Annotated in this window: 21 protein-coding genes; 9 read left to right on the top strand and 12 right to left on the bottom strand. The window is 59.3% G+C overall.

Annotated elements, in window-relative coordinates; translation table 11 throughout:
* Positions 1-12: 12 nt before the first annotated feature.
* From pdxA to lptF, 5 genes are read right to left on the bottom strand one after another with little or no spacing between them, the layout of a single operon-like run.
* On the bottom strand, positions 13-1,005 hold the full coding sequence (gene pdxA / locus N6L24_RS03380) for a 4-hydroxythreonine-4-phosphate dehydrogenase PdxA (RefSeq protein WP_271843222.1): 993 nt from the start codon (positions 1,003-1,005) through the stop codon (positions 13-15).
* Positions 1,002-2,231: a peptidylprolyl isomerase gene (locus N6L24_RS03375; protein WP_271843221.1), complete on the bottom strand. Its 1,230-nt coding sequence runs from the start codon at positions 2,229-2,231 to the stop codon at positions 1,002-1,004. Before N6L24_RS03375 ends, pdxA begins: the two co-directional genes overlap by 4 nt.
* Positions 2,228-4,417 carry an LPS-assembly protein LptD gene (locus tag N6L24_RS03370; RefSeq protein WP_271843220.1) on the bottom strand — a complete coding sequence of 730 codons (2,190 nt, stop codon included), beginning with the start codon at positions 4,415-4,417 and terminating at the stop codon, positions 2,228-2,230. Before N6L24_RS03370 ends, N6L24_RS03375 begins: the two co-directional genes overlap by 4 nt.
* Positions 4,417-5,514: an LPS export ABC transporter permease LptG gene (lptG, locus tag N6L24_RS03365; RefSeq protein WP_271843219.1), complete on the bottom strand. Its 1,098-nt coding sequence runs from the start codon at positions 5,512-5,514 to the stop codon at positions 4,417-4,419. The genes N6L24_RS03370 and lptG overlap by 1 nt, the downstream gene beginning before the upstream one ends.
* Entirely contained in the window at positions 5,511-6,629 is a 1,119-nt protein-coding gene (gene lptF / locus N6L24_RS03360) for an LPS export ABC transporter permease LptF (RefSeq protein ID WP_271843218.1), read from the bottom strand. Before lptF ends, lptG begins: the two co-directional genes overlap by 4 nt.
* A 145-nt stretch (positions 6,630-6,774) precedes the next feature.
* Here lptF and N6L24_RS03355 point away from each other — a divergent pair, with 145 nt between their 5' ends.
* Complete coding sequence (locus tag N6L24_RS03355; RefSeq protein WP_271843470.1) at positions 6,775-8,220, top strand: leucyl aminopeptidase; 1,446 nt, start codon at positions 6,775-6,777, stop codon at positions 8,218-8,220.
* Positions 8,221-8,225: 5 nt separating this feature from the next.
* Entirely contained in the window at positions 8,226-8,693 is a 468-nt protein-coding gene (locus N6L24_RS03350; protein ID WP_271843217.1) for a DNA polymerase III subunit chi, read from the top strand.
* Here N6L24_RS03350 and N6L24_RS03345 read toward each other — a convergent pair.
* Genes N6L24_RS03345 through N6L24_RS03330 form a run of 4 tightly spaced genes read right to left on the bottom strand, consistent with a single transcriptional unit; the run spans position 8,690 to position 12,127 of the window.
* The gene (locus N6L24_RS03345; protein WP_271843216.1) at positions 8,690-9,271 is read right to left on the bottom strand and encodes a retropepsin-like aspartic protease family protein; all 582 of its coding nucleotides are present in this window, start codon (positions 9,269-9,271) and stop codon (positions 8,690-8,692) included. The two genes, N6L24_RS03350 and N6L24_RS03345, sit on opposite strands and share 4 nt — an antisense overlap.
* A gap of 41 nt (positions 9,272-9,312) precedes the next feature.
* Entirely contained in the window at positions 9,313-9,936 is a 624-nt protein-coding gene (locus N6L24_RS03340; protein ID WP_271843215.1) for a MarC family protein, read from the bottom strand.
* Between the two features lie 14 nt (positions 9,937-9,950).
* Positions 9,951-11,801: an ABC-F family ATP-binding cassette domain-containing protein gene (locus tag N6L24_RS03335; protein WP_271843214.1), complete on the bottom strand. Its 1,851-nt coding sequence runs from the start codon at positions 11,799-11,801 to the stop codon at positions 9,951-9,953.
* Positions 11,802-11,848: 47 nt separating this feature from the next.
* A complete protein-coding gene (locus N6L24_RS03330; RefSeq protein ID WP_271843213.1) occupies positions 11,849-12,127 on the bottom strand; it encodes a hypothetical protein in 279 nt (92 codons plus the stop codon).
* A 223-nt stretch (positions 12,128-12,350) separates the two neighbouring features.
* On the opposite strand from N6L24_RS03330, the gene ndk reads away from it, so the two are divergent.
* Both ndk and rpiB read left to right on the top strand, forming a co-directional pair.
* Positions 12,351-12,773, top strand: a complete 423-nt coding sequence (gene ndk, locus N6L24_RS03325; RefSeq protein ID WP_271843212.1) for a nucleoside-diphosphate kinase — start codon at positions 12,351-12,353, stop codon at positions 12,771-12,773.
* Positions 12,774-12,855: 82 nt separating this feature from the next.
* Entirely contained in the window at positions 12,856-13,290 is a 435-nt protein-coding gene (gene rpiB, locus N6L24_RS03320; RefSeq protein ID WP_271843211.1) for a ribose 5-phosphate isomerase B, read from the top strand.
* 4 nt (positions 13,291-13,294) lie between these two features.
* Here the strand turns inward: rpiB and N6L24_RS03315 are convergent, their stop codons facing one another.
* Positions 13,295-13,627, bottom strand: coding sequence for a TfoX/Sxy family protein (locus tag N6L24_RS03315; RefSeq protein ID WP_271843210.1), 333 nt, complete (start codon positions 13,625-13,627; stop codon positions 13,295-13,297).
* Positions 13,628-13,671: 44 nt separating this feature from the next.
* Positions 13,672-13,800, bottom strand: coding sequence for a hypothetical protein (locus tag N6L24_RS03310; RefSeq protein ID WP_271843209.1), 129 nt, complete (start codon positions 13,798-13,800; stop codon positions 13,672-13,674).
* Between the two features lie 239 nt (positions 13,801-14,039).
* Here N6L24_RS03310 and N6L24_RS03305 point away from each other — a divergent pair, with 239 nt between their 5' ends.
* Together N6L24_RS03305 and N6L24_RS03300 are read left to right on the top strand one after the other, a co-directional pair.
* Positions 14,040-15,140: a PQQ-dependent sugar dehydrogenase gene (locus tag N6L24_RS03305; RefSeq protein WP_442872579.1), complete on the top strand. Its 1,101-nt coding sequence runs from the start codon at positions 14,040-14,042 to the stop codon at positions 15,138-15,140.
* 182 nt (positions 15,141-15,322) lie between these two features.
* Complete coding sequence (locus N6L24_RS03300) at positions 15,323-16,693, top strand: class II 3-deoxy-7-phosphoheptulonate synthase (protein ID WP_271843207.1); 1,371 nt, start codon at positions 15,323-15,325, stop codon at positions 16,691-16,693.
* A 75-nt stretch (positions 16,694-16,768) separates the two neighbouring features.
* Here the strand turns inward: N6L24_RS03300 and N6L24_RS03295 are convergent, their stop codons facing one another.
* Complete coding sequence (locus tag N6L24_RS03295; RefSeq protein WP_271843206.1) at positions 16,769-17,440, bottom strand: PAS domain-containing protein; 672 nt, start codon at positions 17,438-17,440, stop codon at positions 16,769-16,771.
* A 166-nt stretch (positions 17,441-17,606) separates the two neighbouring features.
* Between N6L24_RS03295 and N6L24_RS03290 the strand changes: the two genes are divergently transcribed.
* Genes N6L24_RS03290 through N6L24_RS03280 form a run of 3 tightly spaced genes read left to right on the top strand, consistent with a single transcriptional unit; the run spans position 17,607 to position 19,660 of the window.
* Positions 17,607-18,497 carry a YicC/YloC family endoribonuclease gene (locus N6L24_RS03290; protein ID WP_271843205.1) on the top strand — a complete coding sequence of 297 codons (891 nt, stop codon included), beginning with the start codon at positions 17,607-17,609 and terminating at the stop codon, positions 18,495-18,497.
* 3 nt (positions 18,498-18,500) lie between these two features.
* A complete protein-coding gene (gene gmk / locus N6L24_RS03285) occupies positions 18,501-19,142 on the top strand; it encodes a guanylate kinase (protein ID WP_271843204.1) in 642 nt (213 codons plus the stop codon).
* Positions 19,139-19,660 carry a gamma carbonic anhydrase family protein gene (locus N6L24_RS03280; protein ID WP_271843203.1) on the top strand — a complete coding sequence of 174 codons (522 nt, stop codon included), beginning with the start codon at positions 19,139-19,141 and terminating at the stop codon, positions 19,658-19,660. The genes gmk and N6L24_RS03280 overlap by 4 nt, the downstream gene beginning before the upstream one ends.
* Positions 19,661-19,665 lie beyond the last annotated feature (5 nt).

Below are 19,665 nucleotides of genomic sequence, written 5' to 3'. Positions count from 1 at the left end.
CGGCTTTCTTTTTTAAAGGGCGTCGGTGGCGCGGGGGGGCTGACTGTCGGCCATGTTCTGCGCCATGCGCAGCGCATGGATCATGCTGCTGGGATTGGCAAGGTCCTTGCCGGCAATGTCGAGCGCGGTGCCATGATCGGGCGAGGTGCGAATGAACGGCAGTCCCAACGTGACATTGACGCCGCGGTCAAAATCCAAGGTCTTGATCGGGATCAGCGCCTGATCGTGATACATGCAGATGGCGGCATCATATTGGGTGCGCGCGGCGGCGTGAAACATCGTGTCCGCAGACATAGGGCCCAGCAGCGTCAGTCCTTCGTCGCGCAGCTCCTCCAGCAGGGGGCTGATCAGGTCTATCTCTTCGCGGCCCATGGCCCCGCCTTCGCCCGCGTGGGGGTTGAGCCCCGCCACAGCCAGGCGCGGCGCAGCGATGCCGAACTGCGTTTGCAGCCCCTGATGGGTGATCCTGATCGTGTCGCGCAGCAACTTTGCGGTCAGCGCCGCTGGCACATCCTGAATAGCAATGTGAATGGTCGCAGGCACAACGCGCAGCACGTCGCTGGCGAGCATCATCACGACCTGATCGACATCCGCCAGATAGGCCAGATATTCCGTATGGCCCGGCCATGCGAAATCGGCACCATCCTGCAGGGCCTTTTTGTGGATCGGTGCGGTGCAAATGGCGGCGACGTCGCCCTGCATCGCAAAATCAACCGCTTGAGCGATCACATCCACCACACTTTGCGCATTGGCCGGATCGAGCACACCGGGCGTCCCCGCGCCAAAAAACGGATGCGCCAGCACCGGCAGGGCGCGCGGCATGACCGCTGCGGCCTCGTGCGGGGATTGGATGATCTCATGTGGCACAGCACCCGGCAGATGGTCCGGATCGCCGATCAGGAAAAACACCATCTCATCCTTCAGCGCTTTCCAGCTTTTTTCCGCAAGCTCGAGCCCGACACCGCCGGGTTCACCACAGGTCAACGCGATGGGAAGCTGGGTCATTTTTCCACAATGGTCGCTTCGGCGCGCAGCTGGGCCAGATAGCCATCGGCGTAAGAGGACAGTCGACGATTGCGCAGCGCTGCGGCGACGTCTTCGCGGCTGGCCTCTTCGTTGATAGCGGCGGTGCGACCGCACAGCATCACAAAGAGCAATTGGCTGCCATCAGCGCTGGTCAGCGCGGTGGAGACTTCGTGCCGGTCCAGTTTGGCAAGCTCAACCGCGATATTGCGCGGAATATCTGCGGGGGCCTTGGCTTCGATGGACAGGGCGGCTTCGGGGCCACCGTAGTTGACACCATAAAGATCATCGCAAGTGTCGATATTGCCGCGAATTTCGGCGGCCCGCGCCAGGGTCTCTGGTGAACGGCCACCGGGCAAGCGCAACACGCCATATTCAATCGCCGCAAATTCGGTGGCAGGGACCGGCATTTCTTCGATGCCGCGCATCTGGAACACGGCAATGGCGCCCTCCAGCTCAAGCGGGGCCGAAACCTCGCCCGGTTTCAGTTCAAGAATGACAGGCCGCAGTGGGGCCGGCAGATTGGTCAGCGGCAACCAATCCAGACGCCCGCCATTTGCACGGGTGCGCGCCGCAGAGAAACGGCCTGCGGCCTCCGAGAACCGCGCATAAGAGGTCAGGGTGCTCAGCTCATTGGCGAGCTGCTTGACCTCTCCTTCGTTCTGCGGCGTGACCGGGATGATGATTTCTGACAAAAGCACGCGCAGCCCGGCTTGACCGGCAGCGCCCAAGGCGGCGTCAATTTCCGCGTCCGAGACCTGCACACGACCCCGGAAGCGCGCGGCCACCACTTGCCGCCAGACCAGACCGGCGCGCACAAAGTCGCGGAAGGTCTGCGCATCAACGCCATTCTGCGCCAGACCGGCAACAAATTGCTCTGCCGTCAGATTGGCGCGGCCCGCAAATTCAGTCATGCCAGCGGAGACCGCGTCATCATCGACTTCAATGCCAAGCGCCTCGCCCGCCTGCAACCGCAGCCGATCGTCGATCAACTCATCGCGCGCGATTTTTTGCAGATCTCCAAGACGGCGGATGGTTTCATAAAACTTCACCCGCTGGTCTACTTCGTACCAGGTGACAACCCGTTCGTTCACCGTCACAGCCGGGCTGAACAGGCTCTGCGCCTCTGCCACAGGCGCACCGGTCAACAGCACAGCCGCTGTCAGGGCGGAAGAAATTAGGTGTTTCAGCGTCATCTTGCGTGTCATCCTGCCGTCTCTTCGCATTTTCTTGCATAGCTCTTATCCACGCTATTCGCGGAAAAGCCCAGAATTTCAACCGTAAAGCTGAGATCCGTTGCTGGGAGTACCGTAGTAGAAGATGTGAAGCGACGCGATACGGAAAACCGCGCTTTCACACATTCGTTGCGATATTCAAAGCCGATGCCCGCTTCGGCGGTCTCTCGGCTGGCCACATCAAAGCGCCAATTGGCCAATCCCGTCCAGTGGCGATTGACGCGGTAGGCACCGTCAAAGTTCCATTCGGACAGATCGGTGGCGCGATCTTCGGCCGGGTCGGAATCCAGCCAGACATAAGAGGCGCTGACATCCAGCTTGTCGCTGTCCCAGCCGCCGCGCGCCTCAACTTTGCCAAGGCCTTCGATGCCATCCACCAGGGTGCGTGTGGTAAAGAACAGCCCGTTTTCGGCATTGAGCTTGGTGGCAATCAGAAAATCGGAGGCCTGGCTTGCAAGGCCAGAGCTGGTGCTGAAATCAGGATGCGCCTCGGCGCGCACCACCTGACCCACGGTCAAATGCGCGTCCCAGCCCGGGCCAAGCCGCGACCAATTCAGCCCCCAAGCCCCGACCAGACCTCGTTCGCGCCGGTCATCAGACGGAAACCGCGACAGCGCCAAAAGGTTGCCTTCGTCAAATTCGACGCGCGTGCTTTCGTCATTGGCGAGATCGCTGCCCAGCCGCAGCCCACCGCCGGACCAGGCGATTTGTGCAATTGGCTCAAGGATTTGCGTGGCCCCCGCGTTGGTCTGGCGGATCAGCGGATAGCGCAGATGCGCCGCCACGGTGGGTGTGATTTGCAGATAGGATTCATCGCTGAGGTTTGAATCCTGCGTAGTGCGCGCGGCGTCCAGCGCCACTGCGGCGGTGACGCCATATTCCAGCCCACCTTGGGTCAGCCAAGTGTCGCGCCATTCCAGATTGGCATTCAGGCGCGCCACATCGCGCCCATCAATCACCCCATCGCCATTGGCATCCGTTGCCACGTCAGAGCGGCGATGATGCGCATGGGCTTCCAGTTCCCACAGCGCTTCGCCGCCCAAAGCATTGGGGTAAAAGCGTTTCTGTTTCCGGGCCGAAAGAACGATCGCCGGAAGCGTCAGATTGCTTTCGCTGGCGCGCAGGGATTCATAGTGCAGCAGCGCCAGTTTGGTATTTTCATCGCGATTGACCCGTGTCAGCGCCACTTCGCTGGTGAGCCGGTCCAGACCCGAATAGTCGTAATCCGCAAGGTAGGCATCATCGGACACGGCCTTCAGATCAAAGCTGAGTGTGTAATCCCGCGCGAGTTCAAATGCGCCATTGCCAAACACATAGGCGCGGTTGCCCTGGGTGCTGAAGTCATCCCGCGACAGCGCACCTTCAAAGGTAAGCCCGCCATTTCGAAATGCCTGCCGATACCGCCATTCCATGGTCAGCGTATTGGGCGAGATATACGGCGTCAGCGTCAGATCCTTGTGATCGCCGATGGCAATGAAATAGGGGATCTTAACCCCGGTCGCGAGGCGGGAGCGCGATTTGATTTCAGGGAAAAGAAACCCGGTGGCGCGCGTCTGCGTGGGGTCCGGAAAGCGCAGGCGCGGCAGGTAAAAGATCGGCACATCCATGACGCGAAATTGCGCATCATCAAAATAAAGCTGGCGCGCTTCTTCGTCATGGGTGACTTTGCGGGCCCGCACCTGCCAGAGCGGCGCTTCGTCGCCACAGGTGATGCAGGAGGTCGCGGTGGCGGAATACAGCACCGATTTTTTGCCGGCGATGCGCTCGGCCTCAGCGGCCTGAATGGTCACCTGCTGACGCAGCACCAGCCGCGCGCTTTTCAGCAGGCCATTTTGCAGCGCGGTATCAAGTTCGGCAAATTCGGCAAAGACCTCAACCGTGTCGCCGTCGACAATTGTGATCGGACCTTCCACAGTGATGGTATCAGCCTGGCTGTCATAGATGATCGCGCTTGCGGTCAGTTTGGTCTCGCCGCGTGTGGCCTCGATATTGCCGCGCGCCTCAAGCGTGTTATTGCCGCGCAGATAGACGGAGTCGGCCAAAAGGATGACGTTTTCATCCGCTGGGCGTTGCTGGGCCATAACCATTGGCGCGCTGAGCAGCAAAACTGCGCTCAGCGTCGCTGCGGCGAGCCGGGGTGTCAGAGAGTTGATCCGCATCATCCGTCTTCCATATGCAAGAGCAATCCGACTGCCAAGAGCACGCTGGCCACAGGCGGGGTCCAGGCCGCAAGTTCAATTGGGATCTGGCCGTTTTCCCCAAGGATCTGCGCGAAGTTGCGCACATAATAAAGCGCAAAGCCGGACATCGTTGCTGCCAGCGCGGCAACCCCGGTGCGCCCAAACCGCGTGTGACGCATGGTAAAGGCGGCAGAGACCAGAACCATGGCAATCAGAAACAGGGGCTGCGCCAATTCCATATGCAGCCACATCGTATGGCGGCGCGCCGAAAATCCGGCGGTTTCAAGCTGGTTGATCAGGCGCGGCAATTCCCAGACCGAGACCGCGCGGGGCTTGCCAAAACTGTCGCGAATTTGCTCGCGCGTGAGCGTGGTGGGCAATTCAAAACTGTCGTGACGCTCGGCGGCAGATTCTGCATTTTCATTGCCCAGCAGCGGCCAGAGTTTCACGCCCTGCAGTGCCCAATGCCCCTCTTCAAGCGAGGCGCGCTCTGCTTGGATGCGGCGACGTGGACCACCATCAGGCGCGTAGCTCAGCATCATGACACCGCGCAGTTTGGTGGCGTCGTGGTTGGCCCCTTCGGCAAAGATCACCGTCTGCCCGCGTTCGCTGCCCTGACGCAGCCAGATGCCTTCGCGCGAGATCGACAGCGTGCTGGTGCCGCCGCTGTTGAAGGCGGCGGCCAATTCGTCATAGCGTTTCGTGGTTGCGGCAACGATCGGGTTTAGCGTGGATGTCCCAAACAGCCCAATCAGCAACGCCACCGCGATGGGCGAGAGCAGGCTTTTGAGGGCCGAGCGGCCACTGGCGCGTGTCACCACCAATTCGCTGCTGCGCGCAAGGCTAAGAAACAGGGTGAGCGAGGACAGGATCATGATCAGCGGAATGATCTGATACATTTCCCGTGGCATGTTCAGCAGCATGAGGCGGAAAAGTTCAAACAGACCGATTTCGGCAACGTCAAAGCGCCGTAGGTGCTCCACCAGGCTGAAGAGCAGAAGCAACAGAGCAAAAACGCCCGCCAACGCCATGAAAAACCAGATGAATTTACGCGCGAAATAGAAATAGAGCGTCATGACGTGCCCCGTTTTCGCAGAGAAATCGGATAGGCGCGACTGGCCAGCATCAGCACAACCAGCGCAAGTCCGATCACAGAAGGCACATACATCAGATACCACAGCTCAGCGTTGCGGCGCACGGGATCGCTGACGCCGTTTTTCATCGCTTCCAGCGCCACCAAAATGGCAAAGGCCAGAACGATCTGCTGCCAGACGCCAAAGCGGCTAAAGCCCCCCAGCAGCAGGGTTGAGAACCCAACCAGCGCCGCCACGATCACCATGCCAATCTGGGCAAACCGCCCGTGCAATTCGGCCATCACCCACCCCAGTGGCAGGTCAAGCTTCAGCGCGATATCTTCAGGCACGCGGATCAGATCAAGCGTGCCCGTGCGTTCCAGCGACTTTTGCTGATTGTTGCGATATTGCAGGAAGCTGCTGATATCATAGGCGAAATCTGCGAAATTTGTGGTGAACAGCCGCCCATCTTCGGTGTTTTCAACCTGCGCAAGCCCATCGACCATCACCAGTTTTGGCCCGGCGTCGGATTTGATCAGATACGCCTCTTCCGCGGTATAGGTGATGGTCTGTTTCGGGTTGCTGCGATCCGACAGAAACAGGTCGTGCAAGACGCCATCGCTGCTGATGTCGCGGATGTAGAATGTGATATTGCCAGAGGGGTGCAGAAAGGTACCTTCGCTTAGCAAACGCGCGGTGGCGTTTTCGGCGATTTCGCGTTCTCGCTGATCGAGCTGCGTCAAGCTGGTGGGCACCAGAACAATGGTCAACGCCGCCATCATCAAACCGGCAATGATGCCAAAATTCAGGATCGGGCGGGCCAGCCGCCACGGGCTGAACCCGGTGGCCTGCATTACCACAAGCTCGCTCTCGCTTGACAGCCGGTTGGTCACATAGGTGGCAGCAGCAAAGCTGGCGATGGGCAGGATCAGCTTGATAACATTCGGCAGGCTGAGCATGGTGAATTCAAGGAAAACGCCAATGGATTGCCCGTCTGCAATCAGCCGATCAAACAGCACAACGGCGCGGTTCACCCAATAAACGGAGACCAGCACCAGCGCAAAGAAGCCGAACAGCATCATGAGTTGCGACAGCATATAGCGGTCGAATCTGTTCACCGATTGCCCCCCAGGCACGTTGATCTTTGCGCTGAGCTTAAAGCAATTGATCGGTCGGGAAAACTGCTATCTGGTCAACGTCTGGTGGATTGGATAGGACTTGTCACAATAGATAGGGAGCACGACCTTGGTAAAACCAATTGAGATGACTTTTGTCGAAAGCGACATTGATGCAATCGCAGGATTTGAAGGGCGCGTCGCGGTATTTGTCACTCCGGATGGGCGTATGGACCCATTGGCGCGACGTGTGAACCGATTGACCAAGGGGGCGATTGCCCGCTTGATTGAGGATGCGCCAAAGGCAGGCGATGCGCATGTTCTTGCCTATCCGAACAGCATGGCCGCCAAAGCGGTGGATGTGATCTGCCTTGACCGCAAATGCAGCGTCGCTGAGGCCCGCGCGGCCGGGGCAACCTTGGCCAAAAAACGCGGCACTGATGCCCTGCTGGTGTGCCTGAACAACCACAACAAACTGGATCAGGTCGCCCTTGGTCTGGCGCTGCGCGATTATCGCTTTGACAGCCACAAGAGCGACGCAGAGACCAAAGATAGCCGGACTGTCACCATGATGGTCAATGACCCAGAGGGCGTCTCCGCCAAGGCAGAGCCGCTGCTGGCGGTGGCCGAAGGCGTGTTTTTCACCCGCGATCTGGTGAACGAGCCTGCCAATGTTCTGACCACAACCGAATTTGCCGAACGTCTGATTGCGATGCGCGGCGTTGGCCTTGAGGTGGACGTGCTGGAGGAAGACAAGCTGGCGGAGCTTGGCATGGGGGCCTTGCTGAGTGTCGGGCAGGGCAGCGACAGCCCGTCCAAAGTTGTGGTCATGCGCTGGATGGGCGGTGAAGACGACAGCGCGCCGCTGGCTCTCGTGGGCAAGGGCGTGGTGTTTGACACCGGCGGCATTTCCCTGAAACCCGCGGCCGGCATGGAAGATATGACCATGGATATGGGCGGCGCAGGGGTCGTGGCCGGCACCATGCGCGCACTGGCATTGCGCCGCGCCAAGGCGAATGTCGTGGGCCTGGTCGGTCTGGTTGAAAACATGCCATCCGGCAGCGCGACACGTCCCGGCGATGTTGTCACCTCGATGAAAGGCGACACAATCGAAGTCATCAATACCGATGCCGAAGGGCGTCTGGTGCTGTGTGATGTAATGCACTACGCGCAAGAAACCTTCAAACCCGCTGCCATGATTGACCTGGCGACACTGACCGGCGCGGTGATCATCGGGCTTGGCCATGAAAACGCAGGTGTGTTTTCCAATGACGACACTATTTGCGACGCTTTCTTGAAAGCGGCGAATGCGGAAAACGAAGGCGCATGGCGTCTGCCGCTGGGCAAGGCCTATGCCGATCAGCTGAAATCGCGCATTGCGGATGTCAAAAATGTGGGCGGCCGCCCGGCGGGCTCGATTACGGCGGCGGAATTCCTGCATCGGTTTGTGCAGGAGGGCACGCCTTGGATCCACCTAGATATCGCAGGTGTGGCCCATGTGAAATCGGACACCGCCCATGCGCCCAAAGGCGCGACCGGCTGGGGCGTCATGGCGCTCAACCGGTTGGTGCAGAACCGGTTTGAGGTGCAGTAATCCCAATGGGGGCCGCGTATTTCTATCACCTGAAACAGTCCTCGCTGGACAGCGCGCTCTTGCTGCTCTTGGGCAAGGCGCAGGGCGCGGGCTGGCAGATCGAAGTGCGTGGCACCGATCCCGGGCAGATGGAATGGCTGGATGAAAAATTGTGGCATGGGGCAGCGGATAGCTTTCTGCCCCATGCCATGGCCGGGGGCGCGCATGATGGGGTGCAACCGATATTGCTGACCACAAACAGCGCGGCCGATCCACCGCGCGCGTGTCTGATGTCGGTGCAGGGCGCAGACGTCGGCGCCGCAGAGGTCAATGCCGCTGAGCGGGTCTGCATCTTGTTTGACGGTCACGATGCCGACGCAGAGCAGCGTGCCCGTGTGCAGTGGAAAGCATTGACTGACGCCGGTTGCAGCGCACAATATTGGTCAGACGAAGATGGATCGTGGGTTAAAAAGGCTGAACATCCAAAGTCTTAGCGCGATAACTTCATCTGCCCGTTGGCAATTGTGATGGCCTCATATCGGTTCAGATAACTCATACCCAAAAGTGATATGTTCAATGCGCCTTCGGTGACGCTGGCGCGAATATCGCGGTCCTCATAGGGTCCGACCGCGACCGAGCGCAATGTCACCGGCGCGGTGCGCACCTCGCCATTGGCGGTATTGGCGCGCCCAAAAAACTGCAGGCTGTCTGCCGTGAAACCTAATTTGGCTGCGTCTTTGGGGGCCAGCACAAGATCGCTGGCGCCGGTGTCGACGACAAATTCAATGTCGGTGCCATTGATTTCGGCGGTCAGATAAAAATGCCCATCCCGCGCGCGCGGAATTTCAATGCTGCCACCTTCGTTAAAGCTGGCCTGCTGCGGCAGGATGGTGCCGCGGATCTCGTCCCACATGCCATAGGCGGCAATGATCCCCAGAAAAATCAGCCCCCACGCCAGCGCCTGTTGCACTGATTTGCCGAGGCTTTGGCGATGGCCGGAAAAAAACCAAAACACCACCGCAACGCCCAGAATGGCCAGATAGGCCAGATTGCCGATTTCAAATTCCGTCATCTCAAAACCCCCTATCTAAAATATAGGGGCGCGCGGTGATTTTACGATGCAAAGCCAAAGGCTTTGAGCCCGTCGAGAATGAATTGCACCGACAGCGCAGCCAGCAACATACCCAAAAGCCGTGTCACCACATTGATCCCAATCGGGCCGAGCGCGCGCTCCATCAGCCCCCCCGCGAGGAAAAACAGCATGACGGCGAGCATCACAACCAAGGCCACGGCAAGCACCAATAGCGTGCCCTGGATGCCGGGCAGCTGCCCGCTGAGCAGAATAACCGTCGCGATAGAGCCGGGGCCCGCGATCAGGGGAATGGCGATTGGAAACACCGATGGGTCGTGCATCTCTTCGATCTGATCATCCACCCGGTCTTCGCGCCGTTTTGAGCGGCGTTCAAACAGCATGTCGAGCGCGGTCAGAAACAGCAGCAGCCCCCCGGCAATGCGAAAGGCGGGCATGGAAATGCCGATGAAGCCCAGCACGGCCTCGCCAAAAAACGCAAACAGAGACAGGATGCCAAAGGCAATCACGCAGGCGCGGATGGCAATGGCGCGGCGTTGTTGCGGCGTCGCCCCCGGCGTCAGCGCGATAAAGATCGGCATCAGACCGACGGGGTCGATGATCACAAACAGGGTTGCAAAGGCGGTGATCAGAAATGCGGTATCCATAAGGCAGATAAACTTTATTTTTCAGCGGTTTCAAGCTTTTCCAGCGCGGTCATCCACAACGCTTCTGCGCGGTCCTGCGCATCGCGTACCTCGCCGTATTTCTTCTGCCAGACTTCCATTTCGCCCAGTCGTTCATTTTCATACAGCATTGGGTCAGCCAGTTTGGCTTGCAGCTTTTCACTCATTTCACTCAGTTTGGTGACGCGCTCTTCGCATTTGCGCACCTCAGCCCGAAGCGCAAGGATGACGTCGCGGCTCGCCCGTTTGGGGGCGGCCGGTTTTGGCTTTTCCTTGCCCGAGGGCTTATCGCTCGCCAACAGCAAGCGCCGATAGGCATCCAGATCATCCTCAAACGGTGTAACCGCGCCATCCTTGACCAGCCACAGCCGATCGGCGACCAGCGACAGCAGGTGCATATCGTGGCTGACCAGAATGACCGCGCCGCGATAGGCGGTCAGCGCCTCAACCAAGGCCTCGCGGCTTTCGATATCAAGGTGGTTGGTCGGTTCGTCCAAAATCAGCAGATGCGGTGCATCCAAGGTCGCCAAGAGCAGCGACAGCCGGGCTTTCTGACCGCCCGACAGGCGGCCCACTTCGGTGTCCGCCTGCGCGGCCCCAAGGCCAAAGCTGGCCAGACGGGCGCGGATCTTGGCCTGTCCCTCACCAGAGCGAAGCCGCGTGAGGTGCTGAATCGGGGTTTCATCAACGTAAAGCTCATCCACCTGATGCTGCGCGAAAAAGCCAATGCGCAGCTTGCTGGACGTCACCATCTGGCCGTCTTTTTTCTCAAGCCGCCCGGAGAGCAGTTTGGCCAATGTCGATTTGCCCTGACCGTTCTTGCCCAAGAGCGCAATGCGATCATCCTGATCAATGCGCAGGTTGAGGTTTTTCAGAACAATCGTTTCGCCATAGCCGACCGACGCCCCCTCGGTGGCGATAATCGGCGGCGAAAGCTCTTCGGGAGTTGGAAAGGTAAAGACCACCCGCGCCGCATCTTCTGGCGCAATGATTGGGGTCATTTTTTCCAGCATTTTGACCCGGCTTTGCGCCTGTTTGGCCTTGCTGGCCTTGGCTTTGAAGCGATCGACAAAGCTTTGTAGATGGGCGCGCTGCGCCTCTTGTTTTTTGGCGGCGGCGGCCTGTACGGCCCGCTGGGCGCTGCGCTGTTTGACAAACTGATCGTAGGGGCCGGTGTAAAAGGTCAGGCGCCGTTCATCCAGATGCAGAATGGCATTCACCGACCGGTTCAAAAGCGCGCGATCGTGCGAGATGATCAGCACCGTGTGCGGATATTTGACCAGGTAGTTTTCCAGCCAAAGTGCGCCTTCCAAATCCAGATAGTTGGTCGGTTCGTCCAGCAACAGGTAGTCCGGCTGCGAAAACAATACCGCCGCCAGCGCGACACGCATGCGCCAGCCGCCGGAATAGGCGGAACAGGGTTTTTGCTGGTCTGCGTGATCAAAACCCAGTCCGCGCAAAATCGCCCCGGCGCGGGCCTCGGCGCTCCACGCGTCAATGTCGCTCAGCCGTGTTTGTATATCGGCAATGCGCGCCGGATCGCTGGCAGTCTCGGCTTCGGCCAACAGGGCGGCGCGTTCGGTGTCTGCGGCCAGAACCGTATCAATCAGCGACACGTTGTTGCTGGGCACCTCTTGGGCAACGCCGCCAATCTTGGCGCGGTCGGGCAGGGTGATGCTGCCGCCTTCTAGGGAAAGCTCGCCGCGGATCAGTCGAAAGAGCGTGGTTTTACCGGCCCCATTGCGCCCGATCAGCCCCACTTTGTGGCCGGTCGGGATGGTGGCAGAGGCCCCTTCAAACAGCGGGCGGCCTTCGACGTTATAGGAAATGTCAGAGATTTTTAACATGGCTGCGAGCAGTCTACGACGCGGCGTGGCTTGTCAAATGGATTTGCCTATTTCAGCAGTGTTTCCAAGCCTTCTGCTGGGAAGGTTTGAAAGCCGGTCATCGGATTTTCACCCTCATAGGAAAAGGCAAAAACATGCAGCTCTTCGTGGTGGAGCGTGGCACGGCAGAAGGTATCTGCGCCCGCAAGCTGGGCAGGGCAGTTTTCCAGATCCAGATGCGGCACCGCGTTTTCAAAGATTTCATAGGTAAGCGGGACCGCCTGATCCTCTGCTAAAGCAGGGTTCGCAAGGCCGATCAACGCGGCGATGAGGAGAGTGGTTTTCATGATATTTCCTTTGTTTGCTTCGCTGCATATGCAGCGCGGCAATACTTGACAAAAATAATCAGATTCGAGAACCCCAAATATGTCGAGTGCCTATTTGACACCTGCGTGGCCCGGGCAGGCACACTCAACAGCAAATCGAAAAACCCCGCGCAAAAGGCTTTGCAAATGGCCAGCGCCATGTTACGCCGCGCGCAATTTCAACTTTGATCCTTGAGGTATCACCATGGCTCTGGAACGCACGTTCTCCATCATCAAACCTGATGCAACCCGCCGCAACCTGACTGGCAAAATCAATGCCAAATTCGAAGAAGCGGGTCTGCGCATCGTGGCGCAAAAGCGCATCCACTTGACCAAAGCGCAGGCGGGCGAATTCTACAAAGTGCACGCTGAGCGTCCTTTCTATGATGAACTGTGCGAATTCATGGCATCCGCGCCAATCGTTGCACAGGTCCTGGAAGGTGAAGGCGCCATCGCAAAGAACCGCGAAGTCATGGGCGCAACCAACCCAGCCGACGCAGCCGCAGGCACCATCCGCGCAGAATTCGCGGAATCTGTTGGCGAAAACTCTGTTCACGGCTCTGACGCACCAGAAACCGCAGCGGTGGAAATCGCGTATTTCTTCTCCGGTCTGGAGCTGGTGGGCTAAGCCACGCAGTGACCTGAGGAAACTGACAAGCCGTCTCGTGGATCGCGAGGCGGCTTTTCTTTTGATCTAGAATGGAAAAACCATGACCAAACGTATTGTTCTGTCGAGCGACCACGCTGATATCGAACTGCGCAAGACCATTGCCGCGCATGTCGCGAAGCTGGGCTATGAGGCGATCGACATTGGCCCGATGACCTCTGAAAGCACCCATTACCCATTGCACGGGCAGGCCGCGGCGCAGAAAATTGCCGACGGCGGCGCGGATCTGGGGATTCTGATTTGCGGTACCGGGCAGGGCATCATGATGGCGGCCAACAAGGTCCCAGGCATCCGGTGCGGCGTGTGTTCTGATACGTTTTCCGCCAAGATGATCCGGGCGCACAACAATGCACAGATGCTGTCACTTGGCGCGCGGGTGATCGGCGAAGGGCTGGCGCTGGAGATCGTCGACGCCTTTCTGAGTGCAGAATTTGAAGGCGGGCGTCACGCCACCCGCGTGGATATGATCGAAGGCTGACGCCCTATGGCAGCGGGCGCTCGATCACGCCGATCTGGTTCAGCATCTGCTCTAGCTCAGAGCGCCCCTTGTCAAATGACGCCGCTTTGATGGCGTCAAACCGCTCGCGCAAGGCGGCTTTTTCCTTGCCCTTGCAATCGTTCCAAGGGCGGCCTTGTAGCGCCATAACCAGCACATAATATCCGATGAAATGGGGCTTGCTGCCCGATTGCAGCAGGCGGGCATAAGCCGCATCTGCGCCCAGGCTGCGCAATTCTTCGGCCGATGAAATCCCGGCGCGGGCGCAGGCCTCTTCATAGGCCGGGCCAAGGTTCTTGATTGCGGATACAGGCGTCATGGCGCGATCATATCAGCGCGCTGCGCGGCATCCAATCCTTTGGCTCAGATCATGGCCCAATCGCTGAAGATCGGTTTTTTCGGGCCGGGCTTGCCTGCGATCTGTTTTTCCGGCGGGCTTTGGCGCGTGCTATTGGCGCTTTGCTTTGGGTCTTGCTGCATGGATACTGGCATGTGACTGCTCCTCATCTGCGGCCGGTTGCCCCTTTATGAAACCTGCCTCTGGGCTCCGGCGTTTCGGATCGATCCCTTATTCCGACCCTTGCAAAGAAGCCTACCACCTGATTCGGGCAACAATATGCCGAGGCGTTCCATATTGTTTCCATGGCGCCTTGCGGTGGAAAATCTGCGGTGCTGCCCCATATCAGGATCAAGCAATGACATCACGGAGGCTGGACATGCGTGGCGGTAAAATGGATCGACGTGGGTTTGTGGCGGCGGTGGCTGCGGCGACTCTGGCAGCGCCGGTATTGGCCCAGGGGGCATCCACCTCGCAGGGGCAGTTGGCGATGACACGCATGGCGTCGGGCTTTCAAACCCCATGGGCCTTGGGCTTCCTGCCGGATGGCAGTTTTCTGGTGACAGAGCGGCGCGGGCGTCTGTACCGGGTTGAGAAGGATGGCAGCAAACAGCGCATCGCCGGTGTGCCTGATGTGGCGGACAGTGGGCAAGGCGGGCTGCTTGATGTGCTGGTGCCGCGCGATTTTGCGCAAAGCGCGCAAATCTTTATGACCCTCAGCAAACGTCAGCCCGGCGGCAGCGGCACCGCAGTGGCGCGCGCGCGGCTGGATCTGGCGGCAGCACGTCTGCGGGATGTGCAGATCATCTTTGAAATTGCGCCCGGCTCCAGCGGGGGGCGGCATTTTGGCAGCCGCCTTGTTGAGGCCCCGGACGGCCATCTCTTCGTGACCGTGGGCGACCGCGGCGACAGGCCCTCTGCGCAGGATCTTGCGCGCCATAATGGCAGCATCCTGAAAATCACCCGCGCGGGCGCGCCAGCGCCGGGCAACCCTTTGGCTGATAGGCCAGGGGCCGCCGCAGAAATCTGGAGCTTTGGCCACCGCAACCCGCAAGGCATGGCGCTGGATTCGCGCGGGCAGCTCTGGGCTGTGGAACATGGCGCGCGGGGCGGCGATGAGGTCAACAAGATCACCAAAGGGGGCAATTATGGCTGGCCGGTAATTGCCTATGGCCGCCATTATTCGGGTGGCACAATTGGCGAAGGCACCGCCAAACCCGGCCTCTTGCAGCCTGAACACTATTGGGACCCGTCCATCGCCCCCTCGGGTATGATGATCTACCAGGGCAGCATGTTTCCGGATTGGCGCGGCGATATTTTTGTGGGCAGTCTGAAGTTTGATTATATTTCAAGGCTGTCTGGCAACACCCTGCGTGAAGTCGAAGCGCTGAAAATGCCAGAGACCAAGCGCGTGCGCGACATTCGTGAGGCGCCGGATGGCAGCATCTGGTTCATTTCCGAAGACCGCGGCGCCGTCTTTCGCCTGTCACAATAGGCCAATACTATCCTTGCCGGGATCGGCATGTGACGGGTATTTGCCATCGCGCAGCAGCGAATTTCGGCAATTTTCTACCATTTGGTGGTTTTTGCCTATGGCCACTGCCGCCAAATTGCATATGGTTCCACCTCTACCGATACCTCGTGTATCATCGAATATTGTTAACCGGAGTAAAGACAATGGCAGACTGGCAAAAATCTGACTGGCGCGCAAAGCCCCGAGTTCAGATGCCTGACTATACGGATGACGCGGCGCTGAAGGCAGTAGAAGCCAAGGTCGCAAGCTATCCGCCCTTGGTCTTTGCTGGCGAAGCGCGCAGCTTGAAGGCAAAACTTGGGGCTGCGTCTCGCGGCGAGGCCTTTTTGCTGCAAGGCGGCGACTGCGCGGAATCCTTCCAGCAGTTCAATGCAGATCAGATCCGCGACACGTTCAAAGTGATGCTGCAGATGGCCATGGTGCTGACCTATGGTGCCAAAGTGCCTGTGGTCAAAGTTGGCCGGATGGCGGGTCAATTCGCCAAACCGCGCTCGGCCCCGACCGAGACGGTGAATGGCGTTGAGCTGCCCAGCTACCGTGGCGATATCATCAACGATCTGGATTTCACCGCCGAGTCGCGCATTCCGAACCCGGAGAAAATGCTGCAGGCCTATACTCAGGCGGCAGCGACGCTAAACCTCCTGCGGGCTTTTAGCACCGGGGGCTATGCGGATGTGCATCAGGTTCATTCCTGGACGCTTGGCTTTACCGAGCGAGAGAATGCCGCGAAATATCGCGCCATGGCCGAACGTATCAGCGATGCGCTTGATTTCATGTCGGCCGCCGGGGTTAACAGCAACCTGTCGCATGCCTTGCACACGGTGAATTTCTACACCAGCCACGAAGGGCTGCTGCTGGAATATGAAGAGGCGCTGACGCGACTGGATTCGACTTCGGGCAAATGGCTTGCCGGGTCGGGCCACATGCTGTGGATCGGCGACCGGACACGCCAGCCCGATGGTGCCCATGTCGAATTCCTGCGCGGGGTCCAGAACCCGATTGGTCTGAAATGTGGTCCAACCACGACGGCCGAGGACCTCAAGGTGCTGCTGGAAAAACTGAACCCAGAGAATGAGGCCGGCCGCCTGACTCTGATTGCGCGCTTTGGTGCGGGCAGCGTGGGCGATCATCTGCCGCGCCTGATCAAGACCGTGCAGGAAGAGGGCGCAAATGTGCTTTGGACCTGTGATCCGATGCATGGCAATACCATCAAATCGGCGACCGGCTACAAGACCCGCCCATTTGAAAGCGTGCTGCGCGAGGTGCAGGAATTCTTTGCGGTCCACAAAGCCGAAGGCACCATTCCGGGCGGCGTACATTTTGAGATGACCGGCCAGGATGTGACCGAATGCACCGGCGGCGTGCGCGATGTGACCGAAGAAGATCTGTCCGATCGCTACCACACGGCCTGTGACCCGCGCCTCAATGCCAGCCAATCGCTGGAACTGGCGTTCTTGGTGGCCGAAGAGCTTTCAGCGCTACGCGGGGACTCGCAACTGTCCGAAGCGGTCTGATTTTTCGAGATATCTTCAACAATTTGAAAAGGGCGCTTTGCAGCGCCCTTTTTGTTTTCAATATCTTAGATGGTGTTATTGATGTGATTGCACCAGGCGCAAGTTCGGTTCGGCGTGGATTAACCCGCGCGTCTGGGGGATCGCATTGTTGACCACAAGCTTTGGAAAATCTGCGGTGGTCTCTGGGCGCGCGTCGGCGGCGCGACGGGCCGCATGATCCAGCATGACAAATCGCCCCACACCGCGGATCGGCGGGCGACGATAGACCAGCGCCCCCAGGGCGCGCGAGACCCGGCCGCTGTCATCCCGCAGCGGCAAGAGGATCATATGCCCCGCCAATTGCCGCGTGGCTATGGGCCGGTCCGTTTCATAAGACGCCGCCCAGCCCAGCATCATCGAGAGCTGCGCCTGCTTGTCAAAGGTTTTTGAGAACAGCACCGGCAGCCCATCGCGGTGGTTCGGATCAAACAGGCAGCTCACCGGCAGGCCCCGCAGGTCCATGCCAAGGGCGTCATTGACTGCACCACCCGACACACGAATGCGTGCCGCACGCGGGGCAGCATTTTCCAGTACGAAAGCATGTGGCAGCGCCGCGCCGAGCGCACGCGGGTCTACATCGCGGCGCAGCGGTACACCGTTTTGCGCGGGCAGGCCCGACCAATAGCGCTGCACCCGTTTCAGCACGGGGGTCAACGCCGGGGAACGGCGGTTTGGCAAGCTCTGGAGCGGTGGCAATGTCTGACTCATCGGTGCGGTCCCCGTGTGGTTAACAGAGTCCTAATATAAACGATTTGAGTGAAATCTTGGGAAAATCCGAAGCTTTTGGTTAACAGCCCCGAGTTTTCACGCCTCGCCCATTGCTCTGAGGTTGCGGTATGTCTTAGGTGCTAGGGAAAGAGCGAAGGACACCGCCATGTTGCGATCAATGACAGGCTTTGCCGCCAGCAAAGGCAGCCATCAGGACTATAACTGGCTTTGTGAGCTGCGCAGCGTCAATGCCAAAGGGCTGGATCTGCGCCTGCGGGTGCCGGATTGGATTGAAGGGCTGGAACCTGAGCTGCGCGCGCGGCTGAGCAAGGCGATCGTGCGCGGATCGGTGGCGCTGAACCTGCGGGTGAGCCGGACAGAAAGCAGCGCAGCGCCGCAATTGAATGCCGCCGCGCTCGACGGGGCGCTGGCCGCGCTATTGCAAATCGAGACCCGCGCCATGGACGAAGGCCTGTCGCTGGCGCCGTGCAACGCCGCGGATATTCTGTCCCTGCGCGGTGTGATGGATGTGGCCCAAAGCGATGCGGATACCGCCCCGCTGCGCACCGCGATCCTAACGGAGATCCCGGCGCTGATCGATAGCTTTACCGATATGCGCGCCAAAGAAGGCGCAGCGCTCGAAACGGTTCTGGCAGAGCAAATCGCGGCCATTGCTGCGCTGACCGATCAGGCCGCCAAGGTCGCCGAGGCCCGCAAAGATGAGATGGCCGCCACACTGCGCAGCAATCTGCAAACCCTGATCGACAACACCGAAGGGCAGAGCGAACAGCGACTGGCGCAGGAATTGGCCGTGCTTGTGGTCAAGGCGGACGTCACCGAAGAAATAGACCGGCTGCGCGCCCATGTTGCAGCGGCGCGCGATCTGATGGCCCAAGGCAGCCCCATTGGCCGCAAGCTTGATTTTCTGATGCAGGAGTTCAACCGCGAGGCCAATACGCTGTGCTCAAAGGCGCAAAACATCGCCCTGACGCAGGTGGGGCTTGATCTGAAAGCTGCAATCGAACAAATGCGCGAACAAGTACAAAACGTGGAATAAGACATGCAAAACCGTCGTGGCCTCTTGATCATCCTTTCTTCGCCGTCCGGCGCGGGGAAATCGACCCTGTCCAAGCGCTTGCGTAGCTGGGATCCGACGATTGCCTTTTCCGTTTCGGCCACCACGCGCAGCCCTCGTCCGGGCGAAGTGGATGGTCAGGACTACCATTTCATGAGCGCCGACGCCTTCAAACACCAAGTGGCGCAGGATGGCATGCTGGAACATGCCCATGTCTTTGGCAATTTCTACGGTTCGCCGCGCGGCCCGGTCGAAGCCGCGATCGATGGCGGCAAAGATGTTCTCTTTGACATCGACTGGCAGGGTGCGCAGCAGATCCGCAACTCGGCCCTGGGCGCGCATACGCTGTCGATTTTTATCCTGCCACCCTCGATCCGAGAGTTGCGCCGCCGCCTGGAAAGCCGCAATCAAGACAGCGCTGAAACGATCAGCAAACGCATGCTCAAAAGCTGGGATGAAATCAGCCACTGGGGCAGCTATGATTATGTGCTGATCAACGATGATCTTGAAAAGACCGAACAGGATCTGAAAGACATCGTGACCGCGACCCGTCTGCGCCGTCTTCAGCAGCCACATCTGGTGGAGCATGTGCGCCGGCTTCAGACCGAGTTTGAGGACGACACATGACGCTTTATGCGCTGGATGGCGTCTCGCCGCAGATCGCCGCTGACAGCTGGGTGGCACCCGATGCCAACCTGATTGGTGACATCGTGGTTTCGCCCGGGGCCTCGGTCTGGTTTGGCTGCACATTGCGCGGCGACAATGAGCAGATCCTGATTGGCGATGGCTCCAATGTTCAGGAAAACACCGTGATGCATACTGACATGGGCTATCCGCTGGTCGTGGGGGCGGGCTGCACCGTGGGCCACAAGGCGATGCTGCATGGCTGCACCATCGGCGACAACAGCCTGATCGGTATGGGGGCAACCGTGCTCAACGGGGCCAAGATCGGCAGGAACTGCCTGATCGGGGCCGGGGCGCTGATCACCGAAGGCAAAGAGATCCCAGATGGGTCCTTGGTGATGGGGGCACCGGGCAAAGTGGTGCGCCAGCTAGATGCTGGGGCCATCGAGGGGCTGCGCAAAAGCGCGTTGAACTATCAGGCCAACATGCGGCGTTTTCGCGCCGGGCTCATCAAGATCTAAGCAAA

This window comes from Cognatishimia sp. SS12 (assembly GCF_028369055.1).
GTDB lineage: Bacteria > Pseudomonadota > Alphaproteobacteria > Rhodobacterales > Rhodobacteraceae > Cognatishimia.
This window is presented reverse-complemented; position numbering and strand designations above follow the sequence as displayed.